The 17,453-nt window shown below is 67.1% G+C and carries 16 protein-coding genes; 9 read left to right on the top strand and 7 right to left on the bottom strand.

Annotation, left to right across the window (positions count from 1 at the left end):
* The first annotated feature begins 160 nt into the window (after positions 1 to 160).
* Entirely contained in the window at positions 161 to 889 is a 729-nt protein-coding gene (locus ACLIJ1_RS08365; RefSeq protein WP_411365053.1) for a Crp/Fnr family transcriptional regulator, read from the top strand.
* On the opposite strand, the gene ACLIJ1_RS08370 is transcribed toward ACLIJ1_RS08365, so the two are convergent.
* The 7 genes from ACLIJ1_RS08370 to ACLIJ1_RS08400 are packed head-to-tail and all read right to left on the bottom strand — an operon-like array spanning position 879 to position 8,253.
* Positions 879 to 2,588, bottom strand: coding sequence for an MBL fold metallo-hydrolase (locus tag ACLIJ1_RS08370; protein WP_411365054.1), 1,710 nt, complete (start codon positions 2,586 to 2,588; stop codon positions 879 to 881). The genes ACLIJ1_RS08365 and ACLIJ1_RS08370 overlap by 11 nt on opposite strands.
* A 53-nt stretch (positions 2,589 to 2,641) precedes the next feature.
* A complete protein-coding gene (locus ACLIJ1_RS08375) occupies positions 2,642 to 3,382 on the bottom strand; it encodes an aspartate/glutamate racemase family protein (RefSeq protein ID WP_411365055.1) in 741 nt (246 codons plus the stop codon).
* The gene (locus ACLIJ1_RS08380; RefSeq protein WP_411365056.1) at positions 3,379 to 4,080 is read right to left on the bottom strand and encodes a GntR family transcriptional regulator; all 702 of its coding nucleotides are present in this window, start codon (positions 4,078 to 4,080) and stop codon (positions 3,379 to 3,381) included. The genes ACLIJ1_RS08375 and ACLIJ1_RS08380 overlap by 4 nt, the downstream gene beginning before the upstream one ends.
* Positions 4,077 to 4,952, bottom strand: a complete 876-nt coding sequence (locus tag ACLIJ1_RS08385; RefSeq protein WP_411365057.1) for an ABC transporter permease — start codon at positions 4,950 to 4,952, stop codon at positions 4,077 to 4,079. The genes ACLIJ1_RS08380 and ACLIJ1_RS08385 overlap by 4 nt, the downstream gene beginning before the upstream one ends.
* A 2-nt stretch (positions 4,953 to 4,954) precedes the next feature.
* Entirely contained in the window at positions 4,955 to 5,875 is a 921-nt protein-coding gene (locus ACLIJ1_RS08390; RefSeq protein WP_411365058.1) for an ABC transporter permease, read from the bottom strand.
* A 20-nt stretch (positions 5,876 to 5,895) separates the two neighbouring features.
* Positions 5,896 to 7,182 (bottom strand): ABC transporter substrate-binding protein, encoded by a 1,287-nt coding sequence (locus tag ACLIJ1_RS08395; protein WP_411365059.1) that lies wholly within the window; start codon positions 7,180 to 7,182, stop codon positions 5,896 to 5,898.
* Between the two features lie 57 nt (positions 7,183 to 7,239).
* Positions 7,240 to 8,253, bottom strand: coding sequence for an ABC transporter ATP-binding protein (locus ACLIJ1_RS08400; protein WP_411365060.1), 1,014 nt, complete (start codon positions 8,251 to 8,253; stop codon positions 7,240 to 7,242).
* A gap of 182 nt (positions 8,254 to 8,435) precedes the next feature.
* Here ACLIJ1_RS08400 and dapF point away from each other — a divergent pair, with 182 nt between their 5' ends.
* The 8 genes from dapF to hslV all read left to right on the top strand — a co-directional run bounded on the left by dapF (position 8,436) and on the right by hslV (position 17,453).
* Entirely contained in the window at positions 8,436 to 9,311 is an 876-nt protein-coding gene (dapF, locus tag ACLIJ1_RS08405; RefSeq protein ID WP_411365061.1) for a diaminopimelate epimerase, read from the top strand.
* Between the two features lie 23 nt (positions 9,312 to 9,334).
* A complete protein-coding gene (locus ACLIJ1_RS08410; RefSeq protein WP_411365062.1) occupies positions 9,335 to 10,015 on the top strand; it encodes a DUF484 family protein in 681 nt (226 codons plus the stop codon).
* 11 nt (positions 10,016 to 10,026) lie between these two features.
* Positions 10,027 to 11,001 carry a tyrosine recombinase XerC gene (locus ACLIJ1_RS08415; protein ID WP_411365063.1) on the top strand — a complete coding sequence of 325 codons (975 nt, stop codon included), beginning with the start codon at positions 10,027 to 10,029 and terminating at the stop codon, positions 10,999 to 11,001.
* Positions 11,002 to 11,140: 139 nt separating this feature from the next.
* Positions 11,141 to 12,325, top strand: coding sequence for a class I SAM-dependent rRNA methyltransferase (locus tag ACLIJ1_RS08420; protein WP_411365064.1), 1,185 nt, complete (start codon positions 11,141 to 11,143; stop codon positions 12,323 to 12,325).
* A gap of 62 nt (positions 12,326 to 12,387) precedes the next feature.
* Positions 12,388 to 13,458, top strand: coding sequence for a CobW family GTP-binding protein (locus ACLIJ1_RS08425; protein WP_411365065.1), 1,071 nt, complete (start codon positions 12,388 to 12,390; stop codon positions 13,456 to 13,458).
* 432 nt (positions 13,459 to 13,890) lie between these two features.
* Complete coding sequence (gene dksA, locus ACLIJ1_RS08430) at positions 13,891 to 14,823, top strand: RNA polymerase-binding protein DksA (RefSeq protein ID WP_411365066.1); 933 nt, start codon at positions 13,891 to 13,893, stop codon at positions 14,821 to 14,823.
* Between the two features lie 41 nt (positions 14,824 to 14,864).
* On the top strand, positions 14,865 to 16,757 hold the full coding sequence (locus ACLIJ1_RS08435) for an STAS domain-containing protein (protein ID WP_411365067.1): 1,893 nt from the start codon (positions 14,865 to 14,867) through the stop codon (positions 16,755 to 16,757).
* Positions 16,758 to 16,907: 150 nt separating this feature from the next.
* A complete protein-coding gene (hslV, locus tag ACLIJ1_RS08440) occupies positions 16,908 to 17,453 on the top strand; it encodes an ATP-dependent protease subunit HslV (protein WP_411365068.1) in 546 nt (181 codons plus the stop codon).

Below are 17,453 nucleotides of genomic sequence, written 5' to 3' on the forward strand. Positions count from 1 at the left end.
TGGTGATGACCGTCCAGGCCAAATGCAGGCGCCACGGATCCACCCTGGTTGCGGGCTGTGTACGCCATCGAACAATACGGGCGTGATTGGCCTACACTGAACGGCTGCCGGCACTGCCGCCCAGCCATCTTTTGTGTGCCCACGGGCCGGAGCCACTGCCTTGCAAGACTCACCCACCCGCAACCGGCTGCTGGCCGCCCTGCCGCCGCCCGTGCTGGCGCAATGGCTGCCGCTCATGGATTGCGTGGACCTGCCGGCCGATGCCATCGTGCCTGCGGCGGGGGCTCCGGCGGAACATCTCTACTTTCCCGGTTCTGCACTGCTGGCCTTGCTGCAGGAGACCGGCCACGGCCCGGCCGTACCGGTGGCGCTGGTGGGCTGCGACGGGGTCCTGTCGGCCGCGCCGCTGTTCGACATGGCGGGGCTGGACTCGCCCGCGCGGGTGGTGCAGCCCGGCAGTTCCTGGCGCCTGCCGGTCTCGGCCCTGGACTTGCTGGACGCGCAACCCGAGACCCGGTCGGCTGTGCTGGTGGTGGTGTTGCGGTACCTGCAGCTGCTGACCACCCAGATGGCGCAGACCGCGCTGTGCCGTCGCCACCATGGGCTGGAACAGCGGCTGGCGCACTGGCTGTCGCTGGGTTTTGCCACTGCCGGGAGTGACCACCTGCAATGGGACCTCAACCGTTTGGCGCAGTTGCTGGATGTGGACGCACCCCGGCTGGACAAGGCGCGTGCCGTTCTGACGGCGGCGGGCGCCATCGAGTGCGGCACGCAGGGCATTGGCTTGCAGAATCAGGCCGCGCTGGGTCGCCTGGCGTGCGACTGCCACGCAGTGCTGCAGGCCGAGGCTGAACGCCTGCAGGCCTCGGTGGCCCCGCTCAGCCGTTGAAGCCGCCCAGGCTTTCGATGCGCTCCACGTGCGCAAGCATTGAACGCTTGGCCACCGGCCACAGGCGCTCGGGCACGTCGTCGTAGGCCAGCTTCACCCAGTCGTCCATGCCGCCCTCGGGCAAGGCCTGCATCGCGCGTGCGACCTTCGCTTCGCGCGCCAGGCGGTGCGCCTTGAGGTGGGCGATGGCGGCGCGGGCCCCACCATGTTCCGGTCCGCCGGGGTTGTCGGCGCTGCGCGGGTGGTCACCCAGCACGTAGCCGTGTGCGGGCAGGATGAAGTGCACGCTGTGCGCCTCGCACAGCCGGTCCAGCTTGGCGAGTGACGCAAGGTAGTCGCCCATGTGGCCGTCGGGCGGGTCGATCACGGTGGTGCTGCCGTTGAGGATGTGGTCGCCGGAAAACAGCAGACCGTCTTCTTCCATCAGCAGGCACAGGTGGTTGGCGGCGTGGCCGGGCGTGTGCACGACCTGCAGGGTGTGGCTGCTCAGATGGTCGCCGTCGGCGCCAACCAACACCAGCCGTTCACCGTCGGTCAGCGCGCGTTCGGGCGTGAAGCGGCTGTTCTCGCGCGAGGTGGGGGCGCTGGGCAGGCCAAGGACCGGCGGCTGGTCAAGGTCGGCGGCCACGCACAGCGCCTTGAGCCGCGCCGCGCCGGGGGAGTGGTCGGGGTGTGAGTGGGTGCAGACGATGGCGCGGATGTCGCCACCGGCTGCGCGCCACAGGCGTTCAATGTGGCCCGGATCGTCCGGTCCGGGGTCGATCACGATGTGGCCGGTGGACGGATCGCCGACCACGTAGCTGTTGGTGCCGGGGCCAGTCATGAAGCCCGGGTTGGGCGCGGTCAGCCGCTGCACGTTCTTGAGCAGTGGCACCGGACGCTCGGTCTGCCAGGCCAGCTCGTGCACGATCTTCCCGTCCGGGCAGACCATGGCGAGTTCACCGAACGGCTGCTCGTGCTCCATGTGGCGCGACTCGTGGCCGTTCATCAGCCCGGCGCGCGGGCAACTGGTGAACAGGGGCTCATCGTTGACTGAGCAGGCGCTCAACACATCGTCCACCGTGGCGTAGGCCTGCAGCCGCTCCAGCGTGCGGATGGTCGGGAAGATGATGAAGAACTGACCGGCCGCGTGGCGCGCCAGGGCGTCGGCCGGGCGCACCCACAGCGGCTCGAACTGTTCCGATTCGTCGGCCACCGGCTCCTGGCCCTCGGGCATGCGCGCGACGAGGAAGGGCACATCGAAGCGGCGCGGCAGGTCGCGGTCGGTGACCCAGTGCGCCAGCACGAAGACCTCGGCGCCCGACAGCGTCAGGCCCTGCGAGTCGCACAACGCGGCGAATGGCGCCTTGCGGTCGAGTCCTGCGATCTGCGCGGTGTCCAGGTGGGAGCCGTCGGCGCGGCGCGCCAGCAGGATGCCCAGCTCTTCGAAGCTCTCGCGGATGGCGGCGATGGCCTGCGTGAGGTGCAGGTCGCTCTGGGTAGCGCGGCGGGTGGACTGGCTGTGCGCCTGCGCATCGGAAGCGTCGATGCCTCCGCCGGGAAACACATAGGCGCCGGGCGCGAAGCTGGCCGTCATCGAACGGCGCGTCATCAGCACTTCGACGCCTTGCGGCGCGTCGCGCAGCAGCAGCACGGTGGCGGCGGGGCGCACGGCGGCGGGCGGGCGCTGGGGATGCAGGAGTTGGGTGGGTCGGACCATGCGCACATTGTGCGGTGAGTCCCCGGCCGCCGCTGTCGCGGTGGCCTCAGGGTTTACGCGGCGGGTCCCAGGGCTGCCATTTCGGGGGAGAGGCCCTGCCAGGCAATGTCGAAACCCGGCGTCTGGCGTTGGGGCGGGAGCGGCGGTGTGCGCAGCGCCCAGTGGGTGCCGGCGATGACGCTGTCGATCACCGGGACTGGAACCTGGCTTTGCACGGCCGCAGCCATGCCGGCCAGGCCTGCGCCGCCCAGGATCACTGCCTGCACGCCCAGCTGGTGAGCGGCGTCTCGGCAGGCCTGGGCCAGCAGACGGTGGGCCGCTGCCGGTTCCGCCGCGAGCTGGGCGCCGGTGGGTGCCACGGTGTGGATGCCGGCCAGTTGCTGCGCCTGTCCGAGTGCCTGCGCCAGCCGCTGCAGCATGGGGCCCCAGCGCTCGCCGCCGGTGACGATGGCGTAGCGCCCGTGGCGTGCGGCTTCGATGAAGGCGGCTTCGGCCAGGCCGGTGACCGGCGCCGGGCTGGACTCGCGCAATGCCATCAGGCCGGGGTCGCCGAAACAGCCGATCAGCACCGCATCGGGTTTCGGTTCAGAGCCCGTCAGCGCGGCGGCCCAGGCGTCCAGCGCCGCGTGACCTGCCACCGCGTAGCTGGCCTCGTCGGCGATGTAGGGCGCGCCGAAGCGGGCCGTCACGGTGCGCACCGCCACGTGTGAACCGGCCGCCGCCTGCACGTGCTGCTGCAGCAGCGTGCTGACCCGTTCCGAGGTATTGGGATTGATGACCAGCAGCTGTTTCATGAACCGAACAGTTCGAGCAGGTCGGGCGCCGCTTCGGGTGTCGCCGAAAAGCTCAGCTGCGACTCCAGCCGTTCGAGGTGCTCGCGCATCAGGCGACCCGCTTCTTTCGCATCGCGCAGCTGGATCGCGGCCAGCAGGGCGCGGTGTTCCTGGCAGCCGCAGGCCGTGGCCTCGTCGCGCGCCTGGCTGTGCGGAGCGCTGTAGGCCATCAGGATGAGCGACGTGCGCGAAACCAGTTCGCGCAGGATGCCGCCCAGGGTCTGGTGGCCGGCGTGTTCGGCGATCTGCAGGTGGAAGTCGCCCGAGAGGCGGATGGCGCGCCGCATGTCGCCGGCCTTGCGCGCCGCTTCCTCGTCGCGGATGCAGTGCTTGAGCGACTGGATGTGGGCCGCCGTGGCCAGGCCGATGAAGCGCTCCACCAGCAGCGGTTCGATCATGCGGCGCACCTCGAACACTTCGCGCGCCTCGGCTTCACTGGGTTCGGCAATCGCCGCACCACGGTTGGGCGTGAGCGTGACCACCTTCTCGTTGGCCAACCGCACCAGCACCGGCCGGATGCGCGTGCGCGAGACGCCGAAGGCCGCCGCCAGCCGGTCTTCCACCAGCTTGGTGCCGGGCGGCAACTGGTGGTCGAGGATGGCCGAGACCATGCGCTCGTAGATCGCCTGGTCGGACAGCGGCGTCGCGGCGGGTTTCATTTTTTCTTCAGCCACATCGCCAGGCCGACGGTGATGCCCATCACCGCGAAGGAGACGACCGTGGTCACCGTGCCCAGCGCATAGATGGCTGGCGTGGTGACGGTCGAGGTCAGGCCCTGCAGTTCCAGCGGCAGGGTGTTGACGTCGCCGATGGCCTGCGAGGTGCGGGCGATCTCGTCCCAGCTGAGGGTGAAGCCGAACATGCCGATACCGACCACCGAAGGCCCGATCAGCGGCAGCACGACGTGGCGGAAGGTCTGCCAGGGCGTGGCGCCCAGGTCGCGCGCGGCCTCTTCGTACGCCGGGTTGAAGCGGTTGAACACCGCAAACATGATCAGCAGGCCGAACGGCAGCGTCCAGGTCAGGTGCGCGCCCAGGGCCGAGGTGAACAAGCCCAGCGCGGTCCCGTATTCCTCCAGGGTGGAGGTCGCGCCGACGGCTTCCAGCAGCCACTTGAGCGCGCCGTCGAGCAGGCGGAACTGCAGGCCGATGCCCAGAGACACGATGATGGACGGCATGATCAGGCTGGCCACGGTCACGTAGAACAGCGCATTGCCGCCGCCCAGCTTCTTGCGAAAGGCCAGACCCGCCAGCACCGACAGCACGACCGTGAAGACCATCACCACCGCGCCCAGCATCAGCGAGCGCGTGAAGGCGGCGCCGATGTCCACCGTGCCCAGGCCCTCGGCGAGCTGGTGGAACCAGTGCAGCGAGGCGCCCCGCATCGGGAAGGTCAGACCACCTTCCGGTCCCTGGAAGGAGAGCACGAAGATGACGAACATCGGGCCGTACATGAACAGCACGAACAGGGCAAAAACGGTAGCCAGCGGCCAGAAGCCGGCGGCGCGGGCGTCGGAGACTCGGGCTTGCATGGTCAGAGTTCCTTCCGGATGTCGACCAGCCGGGTGAGGCCCCAGATGATCATGAGCACCACCGCGAGCAGGATCACCGCGTTGGCCGCAGCCAGCGGGAACTGCAGGTACGACGTCTGCACCTGGATGATCTTGCCGACCGAGGCGATCTGCTGGCCGCCCATGACGCCGATGGTCACGAAGTCGCCCATGACGATGGTGATGACGAAGATCGAACCGATGATGATGCCGGTCTTGCACAGCGGCACGATCACGTTCCACAGCGTCTGCCAGGCGCTGGCGCCAGCGTCGTTGGCCGCTTCCAGCAGGCTGCGGTCGATGCGCATCATGCTGTTGAAGATGGGCACGATCATGAACATGGTGTAGAGGTGCACGAAGGCCAGCACCACCGAGAAGTCGGAGAACAGCAGCCACTCGACGGGCTGGTCGATCAGACCGATGCCCTGCAGGCTCTGGTTGACCAGGCCGTTGCGGCCCAGCAGCGGCACCCAGGAAATCATGCGGATGACGTTGGACGTCCAGAACGGCACCGTGCACAGCACGAACAGCGCCGTCTGCATGCCCGACGAGTGCACGTGGAACGCGAGAAAGTAGGCCACGGCAAAGCCCAGCAGCAGCGTGATCAGCCAGACCAGCAGGCAGAACTTCAGCGTGGAGAGGTAGGTGGCGAGCGTGACGCACAGGTCGCCGTTGTCGGTCAGCGACGAACAGCCCTCGAACACCGAGAGGTAGTTGCGCAGCGTGAACGTCGGAACCAGCTCGTACTCGTTGAAGTCCCAGAAGCTGACCATCAGGACCAGCCCCAGGGGGATGAGGAAGAACAGCACGAACACCAGCGTGTACGGCGTGGCCTGCCACCAGGCCGGCACCGTGCGGTTGGGGCTGTCGGTGACCGGGGCCGCGATGCTGGTGTTCGTGCTCATGGGCTCAGATGGCTGGGTGGTCAGGCTGCGACAAATTCATTCCACTTGCGGACCATGTACTCGTTCTCGTCCATGACCGCGTTCCAGCAGGCGATGCCGCCCATGCGCGCTTCGTAGCTGCCGCCGTCGCGCACCGCGCCAGCCTTGGCCAGCACATCGCCGTTGGGGCTCTTGATGTCCTGCGTGGCGGGCTTGCCTTCCATCCAGTAAGCCCACTCGTAGGCTTCCATCTTGGACTTGGCAGTCTCCAGCACGGCGCTGTAGTAGCCCTGGCGGTTGAGGTAGGCGCCGGCCCAGCCGTCGAGGAACCAGTTGATGAACTCGTAGGCGCCATCGAGCTTGCGGCCGGACAGCGTGGCGGGCAGGCCGAAGCCGGCGGCCCAGGCGCGATAGCCTTCCTTGAGCGGCTGGAAGTTGCAGGCGATGCCCTTGGTGCGCACGGCGGTCACGGCCGGGCTCCACATCGACTGGATCACCACTTCGCCCGAGGCCATCAGGTTGACCGACTCGTTGAAGTCCTTCCACAGGGCGCGGAACTGGCCAGCCTTCTTGGCCTCGATCAGGGTCTTGATCGTCAGATCAATTTCCTTCTTGGTCATGTTGCCCTTGTCGGGGTACTTGTAGAGGCCCATGGCCTCGACCACCATGGCGGCGTCCATGATGCCGATCGAAGGAATGTTCAGGATCGCGGCCTTGCCCTTGAATTCGGGGTTCAGCAGCTCGGCCCAGGAGCTGATCGGGCGCTTGATCAGGTCGGGGCGGATGCCCAGGGTGTCGGCGTTGTAGACCGTGGGAATCAGCGACATGAATTGCGTCGGCGCGGTCGCGAACTTCTTGCTCTTCTCGCCTTCGAGGTAGATCACCTTCTTGGGGGCGGTGCCCTGGTCGCCCACGGCCTTGCCGGCGACGGTGCCAGTGGTGAACAGCGAGGTGATCTTGTCGGCGTTCTTGATCTTCTTGACGTCGATGCCCTTGAGGTTGCCAGTGGGCACGATCTTCTTGAGCGAGAAGTACTCGGTGTCGATCAGGTCGAAGCTGTTGGGGGCGGTGACGGCCCGCTTGGTCACGTCGTCGGTGGTCACTGCCACGTACTGGATCTTGATGCCGGTGTCTTTTTCGAACTTGTCACCAATCGCCTTGTCCTGGTTCACCGCGGTGCCCAGGTAGCGCAGGGTGATGGGGTCGGCTGCGTGCACGGCGGGTGCCAGGCCGCTGGCCAGGATGCCGGCCATGCCGGCGGTGCCCTGCAGCAGGCTGCGGCGCGAGATGCCGTCGGCGACGGATTTCGGATCGGTGGAATCGGACATGGAGAACTCCTTGGGTCGGGTTGCGGAGGGGTGGGGGAAAGGGAATGCGAAGAAAGCTCAGGCCGCCAGCGTGTGGGCCTGTGCAGGGTCCCAGCCGAGGTCGACGCGGTCGCCGGTGGCCAGGGGGTGCTCGACGAAGCGGGCCTCGGACAACATCACCGAGACACCGCCGTCCTTGGGCTCACTGCCGTCCAGCTGCAGGCCCAGCAGCACATAGGTGCCCTGGTACTCGACGTCGCTGACGGTGGCGGTCCAGCCGGTGCTGCCGGCCGGTGCCAGCCGGATGTGGTCGTTGCGCACGGCGACCTTGCCGCCGCTGGTCTGCAGCACGTTGTGGCCACCCATGAAGCGGGCCACGAACTCGCTGGCCGGGCGGTTGTAGACGGTGTGGGGCGCGCCGACCTGTTCGATGCGGCCGTGGTTCATCACCACCATGGTGTCGGCCAGCGCCATCGCTTCTTCCTGCGAGTGCGTGACGTGGATGAAGGTCAGGCCCAGCTCCCGCTGCCAGTGGCGCAGCTCGGCGCGCATCTGGATGCGCAGGAAGGGGTCGAGGGCGGAGAGCGGTTCGTCCAGCAGCAGCACTCGCGGCTGGGTGATGAGCGCCCGGGCCAGCGCCACGCGCTGCTGCTGACCACCGGAAAGTTCGCCCGGCTTGCGTTGCGCCAGGTGGCCCATGGCCACGCGTTCGAGCAGGTCCTGCGCGCGGGCGTGGCGCTCGGCCTTGTCCACGCCTTTCATCTTGAGACTGAAGGCCACGTTGTCCAGCGCCGAGAGGTGCGGGAACAAGGCAAAGCTCTGGAACATCATGGCCGTGCCGCGTGCGGCTGCCGGCAGCGAGGTGATGTTGCGGTTCTCCAGCAGGATGTCGCCGCTGGTGGTGCTCTCGTGCCCCGCGATCATGCGCAGCGTCGTGCTTTTGCCGCAGCCCGACGGACCGAGCAGGCAGCAGTAGCTGTTGGCTTCGATGCGCAGATCGATGGCATCGACAGCGATAGCGCCCGGACCATATTGTTTGGTCAGGGCCACGAGTTCGATGGCGGCGGGAGCGGGGGCGGAGATGGCGTCCATGCCGCTTGTCTTGCACGAGCCGTGCCAGCCTCAGCTCCCTGGTTTTGTACGCAATCCGCACAAGATTGCATACAAAACGGCACCGGCTTTGTGCGCAAGTCCGACCCTGGGGCGGGGCGCTGATCCGTGACGGTGCCCGTGCACCGCCCTGCGGCGCACCGATGTGGGCCGATAATCGACCCATGCGAGTGAGATTCACCAAGATGCAGGGTGCGGGCAATGACTTCGTCGTGCTCGACGAGACGCGTGGGCGCCTGGGCCTGAGCACGGCCCAGTACCGTTTCCTGGCCGACCGCCATTTCGGCGTCGGCGCCGACCAGATCCTCACGGTGCGGCCGGCGCCTTCATCGGCCGTCGATTTCGAATATGTGATCCACAACGCCGACGGCGGCGAAGTTGAACATTGCGGCAACGGCGCACGCTGTTTCGTGCGCTATGTGCGCGACAAGGGCCTGACCGAACTCAACCCGGTGCGGGTGAAGGTGAAGAACGGCGAGATCAGCCTGGCGCTGAACGCCGACGGCCGCGTGACCGTGGACATGGGCGCGCCGGTGTTCGACCTGGCGCGCGTGCCGTTCGATCCCGCCGGCCTCGTGCCGCAAACCATGGGCGGTTTTGAGCGCTGGACGCTGCCGCTGGCCGGTGGCGAGGTGGCGCCGGTGGCGGTGCTGTCGATGGGCAACCCGCACGCCGTGCTGCTGGTGGACGATGTCGACACCGCGCCGGTGGCGACCTGGGGGCCTCAGATCGAGAGCCACCGCCACTTCCCGTTCCGCGTCAACGCCGGCTTCCTGCAGGTGATCGACCGCGCGAACGTGCGCCTGCGGGTGTTCGAGCGCGGCGCGGGCGAAACCCTGGCCTGCGGCACCGGCGCCTGTGCGGCGGTGGTTGCCGGCATCCGCCTGGGCCTGCTGGACGCCCGGGTGGACGTGCAGGCGCGCGGCGGCGTGCTCACCATCGCGTGGCAGGACAATGCCGCACACGACGCACCGGTTTACATGACCGGTCCCGCCACGTCGGTGTTCGACGGCGAGATCGACGTGCCCGAACTGGCCTGAACTTCACTGAGCTTGCGAGACCCATGACCGAACCGACCATCCCCCCGATCACCGAAGACGACATCGCCAACTACCTGGCCAACACGCCGGACTTCTTCGAGCGTCACGCGGGCGTGCTGGCATCGGTGCAACTGAGCAGTCCCCACGGCCAGCGCGCCGTGAGCCTGCAGGAGCGGCAGGCCGAGATGCTGCGCGAGAAGATCAAGGGGCTGGAGCTGCGCTCGGCCGACATGATCCGCCACGGGCAGGAGAACTCGGCGATCGCCGACCGCCTGCACCGCTGGACCCGCGAGCTGCTGCTGACCCGCGACGCGCAGGAACTGCCGCTGGTGGCGGCCACCGAAATGGCGGCGCAGTTCAACGTGCCGCAAGTCGCGGTCAAGCTGTGGGACGTGGCCGCAGACTTTGCCGGACAGGCCTATGCCCAGGGCGCCAGCGAGGATGTGCGCGCATTTGCCGCGTCGCTGCCGCGTCCCTATTGCGGCGCCAACCCGGGCCTGGAGGCCGCCAGCTGGCTGGTCGATCCTGGGGCGGTGGCCTCGCTGGCGCTGATTCCGCTGCGCGACGCCGGCAGCCCGGAGGCCTTTGGCCTGCTGGTGCTGGGTTCGTCCGACCCGCACCGTTTTGCGGCCGACATGGGCACGGAGTTCCTCGAACGCATGGGTGAGCTGACCAGCGCGGCGCTCTCGCGCCTGCGCCCCTGAGCGAAGAGAACATGAGCGGCGGCGTGGTCTCCCGGCTGCCCGCAGACGCCACCGACGCGGCGCTGGTCGAGGCCTATCTTGACCATGTGCGCGTCGACAAACGGCTGGCCACGCGCACCGTCGAGCTCTACACCGGAGACCTGCGCCGTCTGAGCGATGCCGCGCAGTCGGCCGGCATCGGCCTGCGCCAGGTGCAGAGCGCGCATGTGCGGCGCTGGGTGGCGCAGATGCACAGCGCCGGCCGCAGCGCGCGTGGCATCGCGCTGATCCTTTCGGGCTGGCGGGGGCTCTATGTGTGGATGGGCCGGCAAGGCTTGGTCACCCAGAACCCGGTGCAGGACGTGCGCGCGCCCAAGGCCGGCAAACCCCTGCCCAAGGCGCTGGGCGTGGACGAATCGGTGCAGCTGGCCTCGCATGTGGAAGAGGGCGATGACCCTGGGCTGGAAGCCCGCGACGGCTGCATCACCGAACTGCTGTACGGCTGCGGTCTGCGCATCGGCGAGCTGGTCGGGCTGGACGTGATCGCCAGCACCACCGCGCGCGGCTGGATCGACATCCCCGGTGGTGAGGCCCATGTGCTGGGCAAAGGGTCCAAGCGGCGCAGCGTGCCGGTCGGTCGCGCGGCACTGGCGGCGCTGGAGCGCTGGCTGGCGGCGCGGGCGGCCTGGGCCAACGAAGACCCGGCGCTGTTCATCGGACAGCGCGGACAACGCCTGACGCCGCAGCACATCCGGGTGCGGCTCAAGCGCCGTTCGATGCTCGCGGGCCTCTCGACGCCGGTGCACCCGCACATGCTGCGCCACTCGTTCGCCAGCCACCTGTTGCAGTCCAGCGGCGACCTGCGCGCGGTGCAGGAGCTGCTGGGTCACGCCAGCATCGGCACCACGCAGGTCTATACCCGGCTGGATTTCCAGCACCTGGCCAAGGCCTACGACGCCGCCCACCCCAGGGCGAAGACGCGCAAGCCGCCGGACAAGACCGGCTGACGGCGCAAAGTGCCTCCCATCCAGGATGCGGTGGAACCGGCTCCGCCGGGCCACACGCATCGCCCCCTGGGGGGGTGACGCCGCAGGCGGCGCGGGGGGAGCGTACGTTCCGCGGCGCGGGGGGAGCCACAATCCACCCATGAAAACCATTCGACTCAAGCCGGGCAAAGAACGCTCGCTGCAACGCCGCCACCCCTGGGTGTTCGACGGCGCCATCGCCAAAGGTGGCGCCGACGTCGGCGAAACCGTGCGCGTGGATAGCCACGAGGGCGAATTCCTGGCCTGGGGCGCGTATTCGCCCAGTTCCAAGATCCGCGTGCGCGCCTGGAGCTTTGACCAGGCCCAGCGCATCGATGCCGCCTTTTTCCACGACACACTGCTCCGCGCCATCGCCCTGCGCGGGCGCATGGGCATCGACAGCAACGGGCTGCGCCTGGTGCACGGCGAGTCCGACGGACTGCCTGGCCTGGTGGTTGACCGCTATGGCGACACCCTGGTGGCGCAGTTCGGCGCGGCCGGCGTCGAACGATGGAAGGATGCGATTGCCGACGCCTTGCTGGAACTGACCGGTTGCACCTGCCTGTACGAACGCTCCGACGCCAGCTCGCGCGCGCTGGAGGGCCTGCCGGAAGTCACCGGCTGGCTGCGCGGCGATGGTCCCACGGCCTTCGAGCTGCAGGAACATGGCTGGCGCCTGGGACTGGACATTGCCCTGGGCCACAAGACCGGCTACTACCTGGACCAGCGCGACAGCCGCCTGGCGCTGCACGACTACACGAAGCGCCTGAAGTTTGCCCAGGTGCTCAACTGCTTCAGCTACACCGGCGGGTTCTCGGTGGCCGCGTTGGCGGGTGGGGCCGGGCATGTGACCAGCATCGACTCGTCCGGACCAGCGCTGGAGCAGGCGCGCGCCAACCTGCTGCTCAACGGCCTGGACCCGGCGCAGGCGACCTTCATCGACGCCGACGTCAATGCCTCGCTGCGCCAGTTCGTCGCCGAGGGTCGTCAGTTCGACGCCATCGTGCTCGACCCGCCCAAGCTGGCGCCCACCGCTGCGCATGCCGAACGGGCTGCCCGCGCCTACAAGGACATCAACCGCCTGGCGTTCAAGCTGCTGCCGCCGGGCGGCGTGCTGTTCACCTTCTCGTGCTCCGGTGGCATCGGCGTGGAGCTGTTCCACAAGATCGTTGCGTCGGCCGGCCTGGACGCGGGCGTGGACGGTGCCATCCTGCAGCGCCTGGGCGGCGCCTGCGACCACCCGATGACCATCAATTTCCCGGAAGGTGAGTACCTCAAGGGGCTGGTGGTCATGAAAAAGCTCTGAACAGACGCGCCTGCCTGCGCTGCACTACACTCCCGGCCTGCTTTTTGCATACGGAACCCGCCATGTCGCTCATCCCCGCCACCATCCTCACCGGCTTCCTCGGCTCGGGCAAGACCACGCTGCTCAAGCGCGTGCTGACCGAGGCCCATGGCCAGAAGATCGCGGTGATCGAGAACGAGTTCGGCGAAGAGAACATCGACAACGAGATCCTGGTGGCCGACACGCAGGAAAACATCATCCAGATGAGCAACGGCTGCATCTGCTGCACCATCCGCGACGATCTGCGCGCCACGCTGGCCGATCTGGCGCAGAAGAAGCGCAAGGGCGAGCTGGATTTCGAGCGCGTGGTGATCGAGACCACCGGCCTGGCCGATCCGGGCCCGGTGGCACAGACCTTCTTCATGGACGACGAGGTGGCCGAGCAGTACCTGCTGGATTCCATCCTGACCCTGGTGGATGCCAAGCATGCCGCCCAGCAGCTCAACGACCGCCAGGAAGCGCGCCGCCAGGTGGGTTTCGCCGACCAGATCTTCGTCAGCAAGGCCGATCTGGTGTCGAAGGATGAGGTCGATGCCCTGATCCACCGCCTCAAGCACATGAACCCGCGCGCACCCATCCGCACGGTGCATTTCGGCGAGGTTGCGCTAAAGGAGGTGTTCGACCTGCGGGGCTTCAACCTGAACGCCAAGCTGGACATCGATCCCGACTTCCTGACCGTGGACGACCATGACCACGATCACCACGGTCATGACCACCACGACCACGCACCGGGCGAAGCCTGCGACCACCCCTCGCACCAGCACGACCACGCTCACGGCCACCACCATCACCATGATGACGACGTCAAGAGCTTTGTCTACCGGGCCGACAAACCCTTTGACCCCGCCAAGCTGGAAGATTTCCTGGGCGCCATAGTGCAGGTCTACGGCCCGCGCATGCTGCGCTACAAGGGTGTGCTGAACATGCAGGGTACCGACCGAAAGGTCATCTTCCAGGGCGTGCACCAGCTCATGGGCAGCGATCTGGGGCCGGTCTGGGCCGAAGGCGAGGCCCGGATGAGCAAGATGGTATTCATCGGTATCGACCTGCCCCGGGACATCCTGGTGCAGGGCCTGGACCAGGCGCTGGTCTGACCCGGCTGTTGCGCCAACGAAGCGGAAACGGAACCCCAAGTGTTGTTTGTCTCGCTTCTCCAACGCCTGGGTTTTCCCTCGGATCCCAAGTCAGTAACCGCTCCGCCTGCGTCGTTACAATCGCCGCCCAAGTCGGGTGCCGCCCGACCCAAGAGACCTGTCGACCGCCTGCAGGTCGAGCGCAGCGCCGTCGCGGCCCGCAAACGGGGTATAACCACAAACCAGCCGGTATCGACCGGGCATGGTGAGGCGGTCGGGGAAACCTCCCGGATCAGCCCGCAACCCCAGCTTCAGGCAACGTCAGGCACTGAGAGGAGATCCTTTGTGAAAGCCCCGGCCACCACAACCGCCAAGAACCGGAAACCCGCCCCTGCGGCAGGCAAAGGGCGGTCCGCGTCTGCCGCGAAGCCGACGGTTGCCAAGGCATCTCCCGTGAAGAAAGCGGCCACCAAGCCCGCGGCGAAGGCCGTGGTCAAACCGGCAGCAAAGCCGGTGGCCAAGAAGGCGGTGGCGTCCAAGGCGGCTGCTCCTGCCAAGAAGTCTGTGGCAGCGCCAGCCAAGGCCAAGGTTCCCGCCAAGGCAGCTGTGGCCCCCAAGGCAGTGCCGGTACCCAAGAAGCTTGCGGCCCCCAAGGCTGCGCCTGCGCCCAAGGTGGTGCCTGCTCCCCAGGCTGCAACGGCCAAAAAATCGCCTGCAAAGTCCGTTTCCGTGGCTGCACCCGCACCCGTGCCCGCTCCTGTTGTCATCGAACCGACGCCCCGCCCCTTGGGCAAGCGGGCAGCCAAGAAGGTGATGATGGAGCAGATGACCCAGGCTGCCGTGGTGCCCACCCATGCTCCCAACGCCGCCAAGGCGACCTTTTCCCAATCGAACGAACGTGTGATGACCTCCCCCGCGCCCTCCGCCATCAAGAAAGACCCCAAGCGGGCGAACAACTGGAAGTCCCTGCCGGTCGATCAACTGACCGATCAGGACGTGCAGTCCATGCCCGACTCGGAATACATGAATGACGTCCAGCTGGCGTTCTTCCGACGAAAGCTGTCGCAGCTCAAGGACGACATGCTGGCCAATGCCGGCGAGACGACCGAACATCTGCGCGAAGACACCGTAGTGGTTCCCGATCCGGCCGACCGCGCCACGATCGAGGAAGAGCACGCGCTGGAGCTGCGCACCCGTGACCGCGAGCGCAAGCTCCTCAAGAAAATCGAACAGGCGATCGCCCGCATCGACTCTGGCGATTACGGCTACTGCGAAGAAACCGGCGAAGCCATCGGTGTAGGCCGCCTGATGGCGCGCCCGACCGCCAGCCTGTCGCTGGAAGCCCAGCAGCGCCGCGAACTCAAGCAGAAGATGTTCGGGGACTGATTCCCTGACTTGTTTCTCCTTCTCCACGTCTTGACGCTCCCATGACCAAGGACGACTCCAACGGCGGTTTCCTGTCGAAGGTGGTGAAGTTCGTGCGTCATCCGACCACGAGCTGGTCGGATCTGGACACGCGCAGTGCAGACCGCGAGAGCGAGTACAACAAGGCTGCGCTCAAGGAGATGATCGAGCGCAAGCGGCGCAACGACTTCGTGCGCAAGCGCGAGTTCGACATGCTTCGCAAGATCCGCAGCCGCGAGGTGACCGGCGAAGGTGGCCAGGGCGTGCGCCCGTCGTTCTTCCAGAGCAGCCTGCCGTCCAAGCCGGACGACCGGGCCATGACGCTCAAGAAGATCGACGAGATTGAAGCGCAGATGTCGATGCAGTGGTGGAAGACCAAGGGGCCGGATTCCCTGACCACGGCTGGTGGACCCAACTCGGGCGCGCACACGACGGGTGGTTCGCCGCTGGACCGCAAGAACGGCAGTGCATCGGCCAAGAAGGAACCCGAGCAGAAGCGGCTGGATGCCCAGTACAACGAGACCGAGGCAGCCGGGCTGAACGACGCCGAGGCCACCACCTCGCCGCCGCAACCCTTGTCGGTGCCCGCGCCCCGGGCGGCACCTGCCCACGATGGCCGCACGATTCCCGAGTTGCGCGAAACCGTGCCCCCGCCAAGGCCGTCGGCCGAACCGCCAGTGCCGCCGCCGGCAACGGCACGAACAGGCCTGATGGCCCCCACCAACAACGCCCCTCTGGGCGGTGGCAGTCGGAGCGGCGCTGGTCCAGCCTTTTCCGCTTCGCACTTCTATGCACTCGATGTGCACGAGATTGCTCAGGATCCCGAGGTCGAAGAAGCGGCGATCCGCTTTGCCAATGGCGATGACACGGGCGCCGAGCAGGGTTTGAAGGAAACCATTGCGGAAGGCGGTCCGCGCGAGAACCAGCTCGATGACTGGCTGGCCCTGTTCGATCTCTACCGTGCGACCGGACAGCTGGCGCCGTTCGAGAGCCAGGCAGTCGATTTCGTGAACCGGTTCGGGCGTTCGCCACCGCAGTGGTACGACATGCCCGAGATTGTTTCCGCGATGACCGGCAAGGTCTACACGCCATCTTCTGCGCCGACCAGGGCGGCTTGGGCCTGCGATCCCGAGGTGGATGCCCACGCAGTGGGGACCCTGCAGAATGTGTTGCTGCGTGCGGGCCAGCCCTGGGTGCTGGACTGGTCGGACATCGAAGCCATCGATGTCAAGGCGGCCCGTGCGCTGCTGGGTGTCTTCACACTCTGGGGCGACCAGGATGTGGAGCTCGCCTTTTTGGGTGCAGCGGAGTTGCGCGAGCTGCTCAAACAGCTCACGCCGTCGGGTCGTCGCGATGTGGAGCAGCTCTGGTGGGAGTTGCGCATGGCGGTGCTGCGTGTCATGAACCGGCCGGACGAATTCGAGCTGACCGCGCTGGATTTCTGCGTGACCTACGAGGTGTCGCCGCCTGGTTGGGAACGGCCGCGCTGCCACTTCAAATCGCTTTCCTCCGGAAAGACCGATCCCGACGAGGGCGGTTCTGTGCTGGGAGAAGTCATCCGCGAAACCATTCCTTCGGGTCATTCCGGATACATGGGGGACTCGAGCGTCGACGGTCCTTCGACCGAATTCAACCACCTGGGCCTGGTGGAGCTCTCGGGGGAAATCCGGGGCGATCCGCAGGGCACGCTCGAAGATCTCGAACGGCGCCTGCAGGGTGCCGACGTGATGATCATTTCCTGTCGCAACCTGATCCGGGTCGACTTCTCGGCCGCCGGTACGCTGCTCAACTGGGTGGCCGGTCATCATGCATCCGGCCGCATCGTCCAGTTCGTGGACGTGCACCGTCTGGTGTCGGCGTTCTTCAACGTCATCGGCATTACCGAGTACGCCAAAGTGGTCGTGAGAAACGACTGAACTGCCTCCCCCGCGCCGCCTGCGGCGTCACCCCCCAAGGGGCGGCGCTGGCGGCCCGGCGGAGCCGGTTCCGCGGCGCCCCGGAACAATCTCCTCTCTCATTTTTGTTCTGGCTTGAGATCGGCTGGACCGTCCTCATCTTTCTGAACTATGGAAACTTTTCACGGAACCACCATCGTCTGCGTGCGCCGCGAGACGCCTGACGGGGTGCAGGTCGCCATCGGCGGCGATGGCCAGGTGACGCTGGGCAATGTGGTCGTCAAGGGCACGGCGCGCAAGGTGCGCAAGCTCTATCGCGATCAGGTGCTGGCGGGTTTTGCAGGCGCCACTGCTGATGCGTTCACGCTGTTCGAGCGCTTCGAGGCCAAGCTGGAAAAGCACCAGGGGCATCTGGTGCGCGCAGCGATTGACCTCACGCGCGACTGGCGCACCGACCGCGTGCTGCGGCGGCTGGAAGCGATGCTGGCGGTCGGCGACCGCAGTGCGGCGCTGATCATCACCGGCAATGGCGATGTGCTGGAACCGGAACACGGCGTGGTCGCCATCGGATCGGGTGGTGCCTATGCGCAAGCCGCCGCACGGGCACTGGTGCAGCACACAGCACTCAGCGCCGAAGACGTCGTGCGGCAGTCGCTGGCCATCGCTGGCGAGATCTGCATCTACACCAACATGAACCACACCGTCGAGGTGCTCTGA

The organism is Hydrogenophaga sp. RWCD_12, assembly GCF_046604225.1.
In the GTDB taxonomy this organism is placed as follows: Bacteria; Pseudomonadota; Gammaproteobacteria; order Burkholderiales; family Burkholderiaceae_C; genus Hydrogenophaga.

Excerpts from the sequence above, each read along its gene's own strand:
- ACLIJ1_RS08370 (WP_411365054.1), bottom strand. The coding sequence starts at position 2,588 with ATGGTCCGACCCACCCAACTCCTGCATCCCCAGCGCCCGCCCGCCGCC.
- ACLIJ1_RS08375 (WP_411365055.1), bottom strand. The coding sequence starts at position 3,382 with ATGAAACAGCTGCTGGTCATCAATCCCAATACCTCGGAACGGGTCAGC.
- ACLIJ1_RS08380 (WP_411365056.1), bottom strand. The coding sequence starts at position 4,080 with ATGAAACCCGCCGCGACGCCGCTGTCCGACCAGGCGATCTACGAGCGC.
- ACLIJ1_RS08385 (WP_411365057.1), bottom strand. The coding sequence starts at position 4,952 with ATGCAAGCCCGAGTCTCCGACGCCCGCGCCGCCGGCTTCTGGCCGCTG.
- ACLIJ1_RS08390 (WP_411365058.1), bottom strand. The coding sequence starts at position 5,875 with ATGAGCACGAACACCAGCATCGCGGCCCCGGTCACCGACAGCCCCAAC.
- ACLIJ1_RS08395 (WP_411365059.1), bottom strand. The coding sequence starts at position 7,182 with ATGTCCGATTCCACCGATCCGAAATCCGTCGCCGACGGCATCTCGCGC.
- ACLIJ1_RS08400 (WP_411365060.1), bottom strand. The coding sequence starts at position 8,253 with ATGGACGCCATCTCCGCCCCCGCTCCCGCCGCCATCGAACTCGTGGCC.
- dapF (WP_411365061.1), top strand. The coding sequence starts at position 8,436 with ATGCGAGTGAGATTCACCAAGATGCAGGGTGCGGGCAATGACTTCGTC.
- ACLIJ1_RS08410 (WP_411365062.1), top strand. The coding sequence starts at position 9,335 with ATGACCGAACCGACCATCCCCCCGATCACCGAAGACGACATCGCCAAC.
- ACLIJ1_RS08415 (WP_411365063.1), top strand. The coding sequence starts at position 10,027 with ATGAGCGGCGGCGTGGTCTCCCGGCTGCCCGCAGACGCCACCGACGCG.
- ACLIJ1_RS08420 (WP_411365064.1), top strand. The coding sequence starts at position 11,141 with ATGAAAACCATTCGACTCAAGCCGGGCAAAGAACGCTCGCTGCAACGC.
- ACLIJ1_RS08425 (WP_411365065.1), top strand. The coding sequence starts at position 12,388 with ATGTCGCTCATCCCCGCCACCATCCTCACCGGCTTCCTCGGCTCGGGC.
- ACLIJ1_RS08435 (WP_411365067.1), top strand. The coding sequence starts at position 14,865 with ATGACCAAGGACGACTCCAACGGCGGTTTCCTGTCGAAGGTGGTGAAG.
- hslV (WP_411365068.1), top strand. The coding sequence starts at position 16,908 with ATGGAAACTTTTCACGGAACCACCATCGTCTGCGTGCGCCGCGAGACG.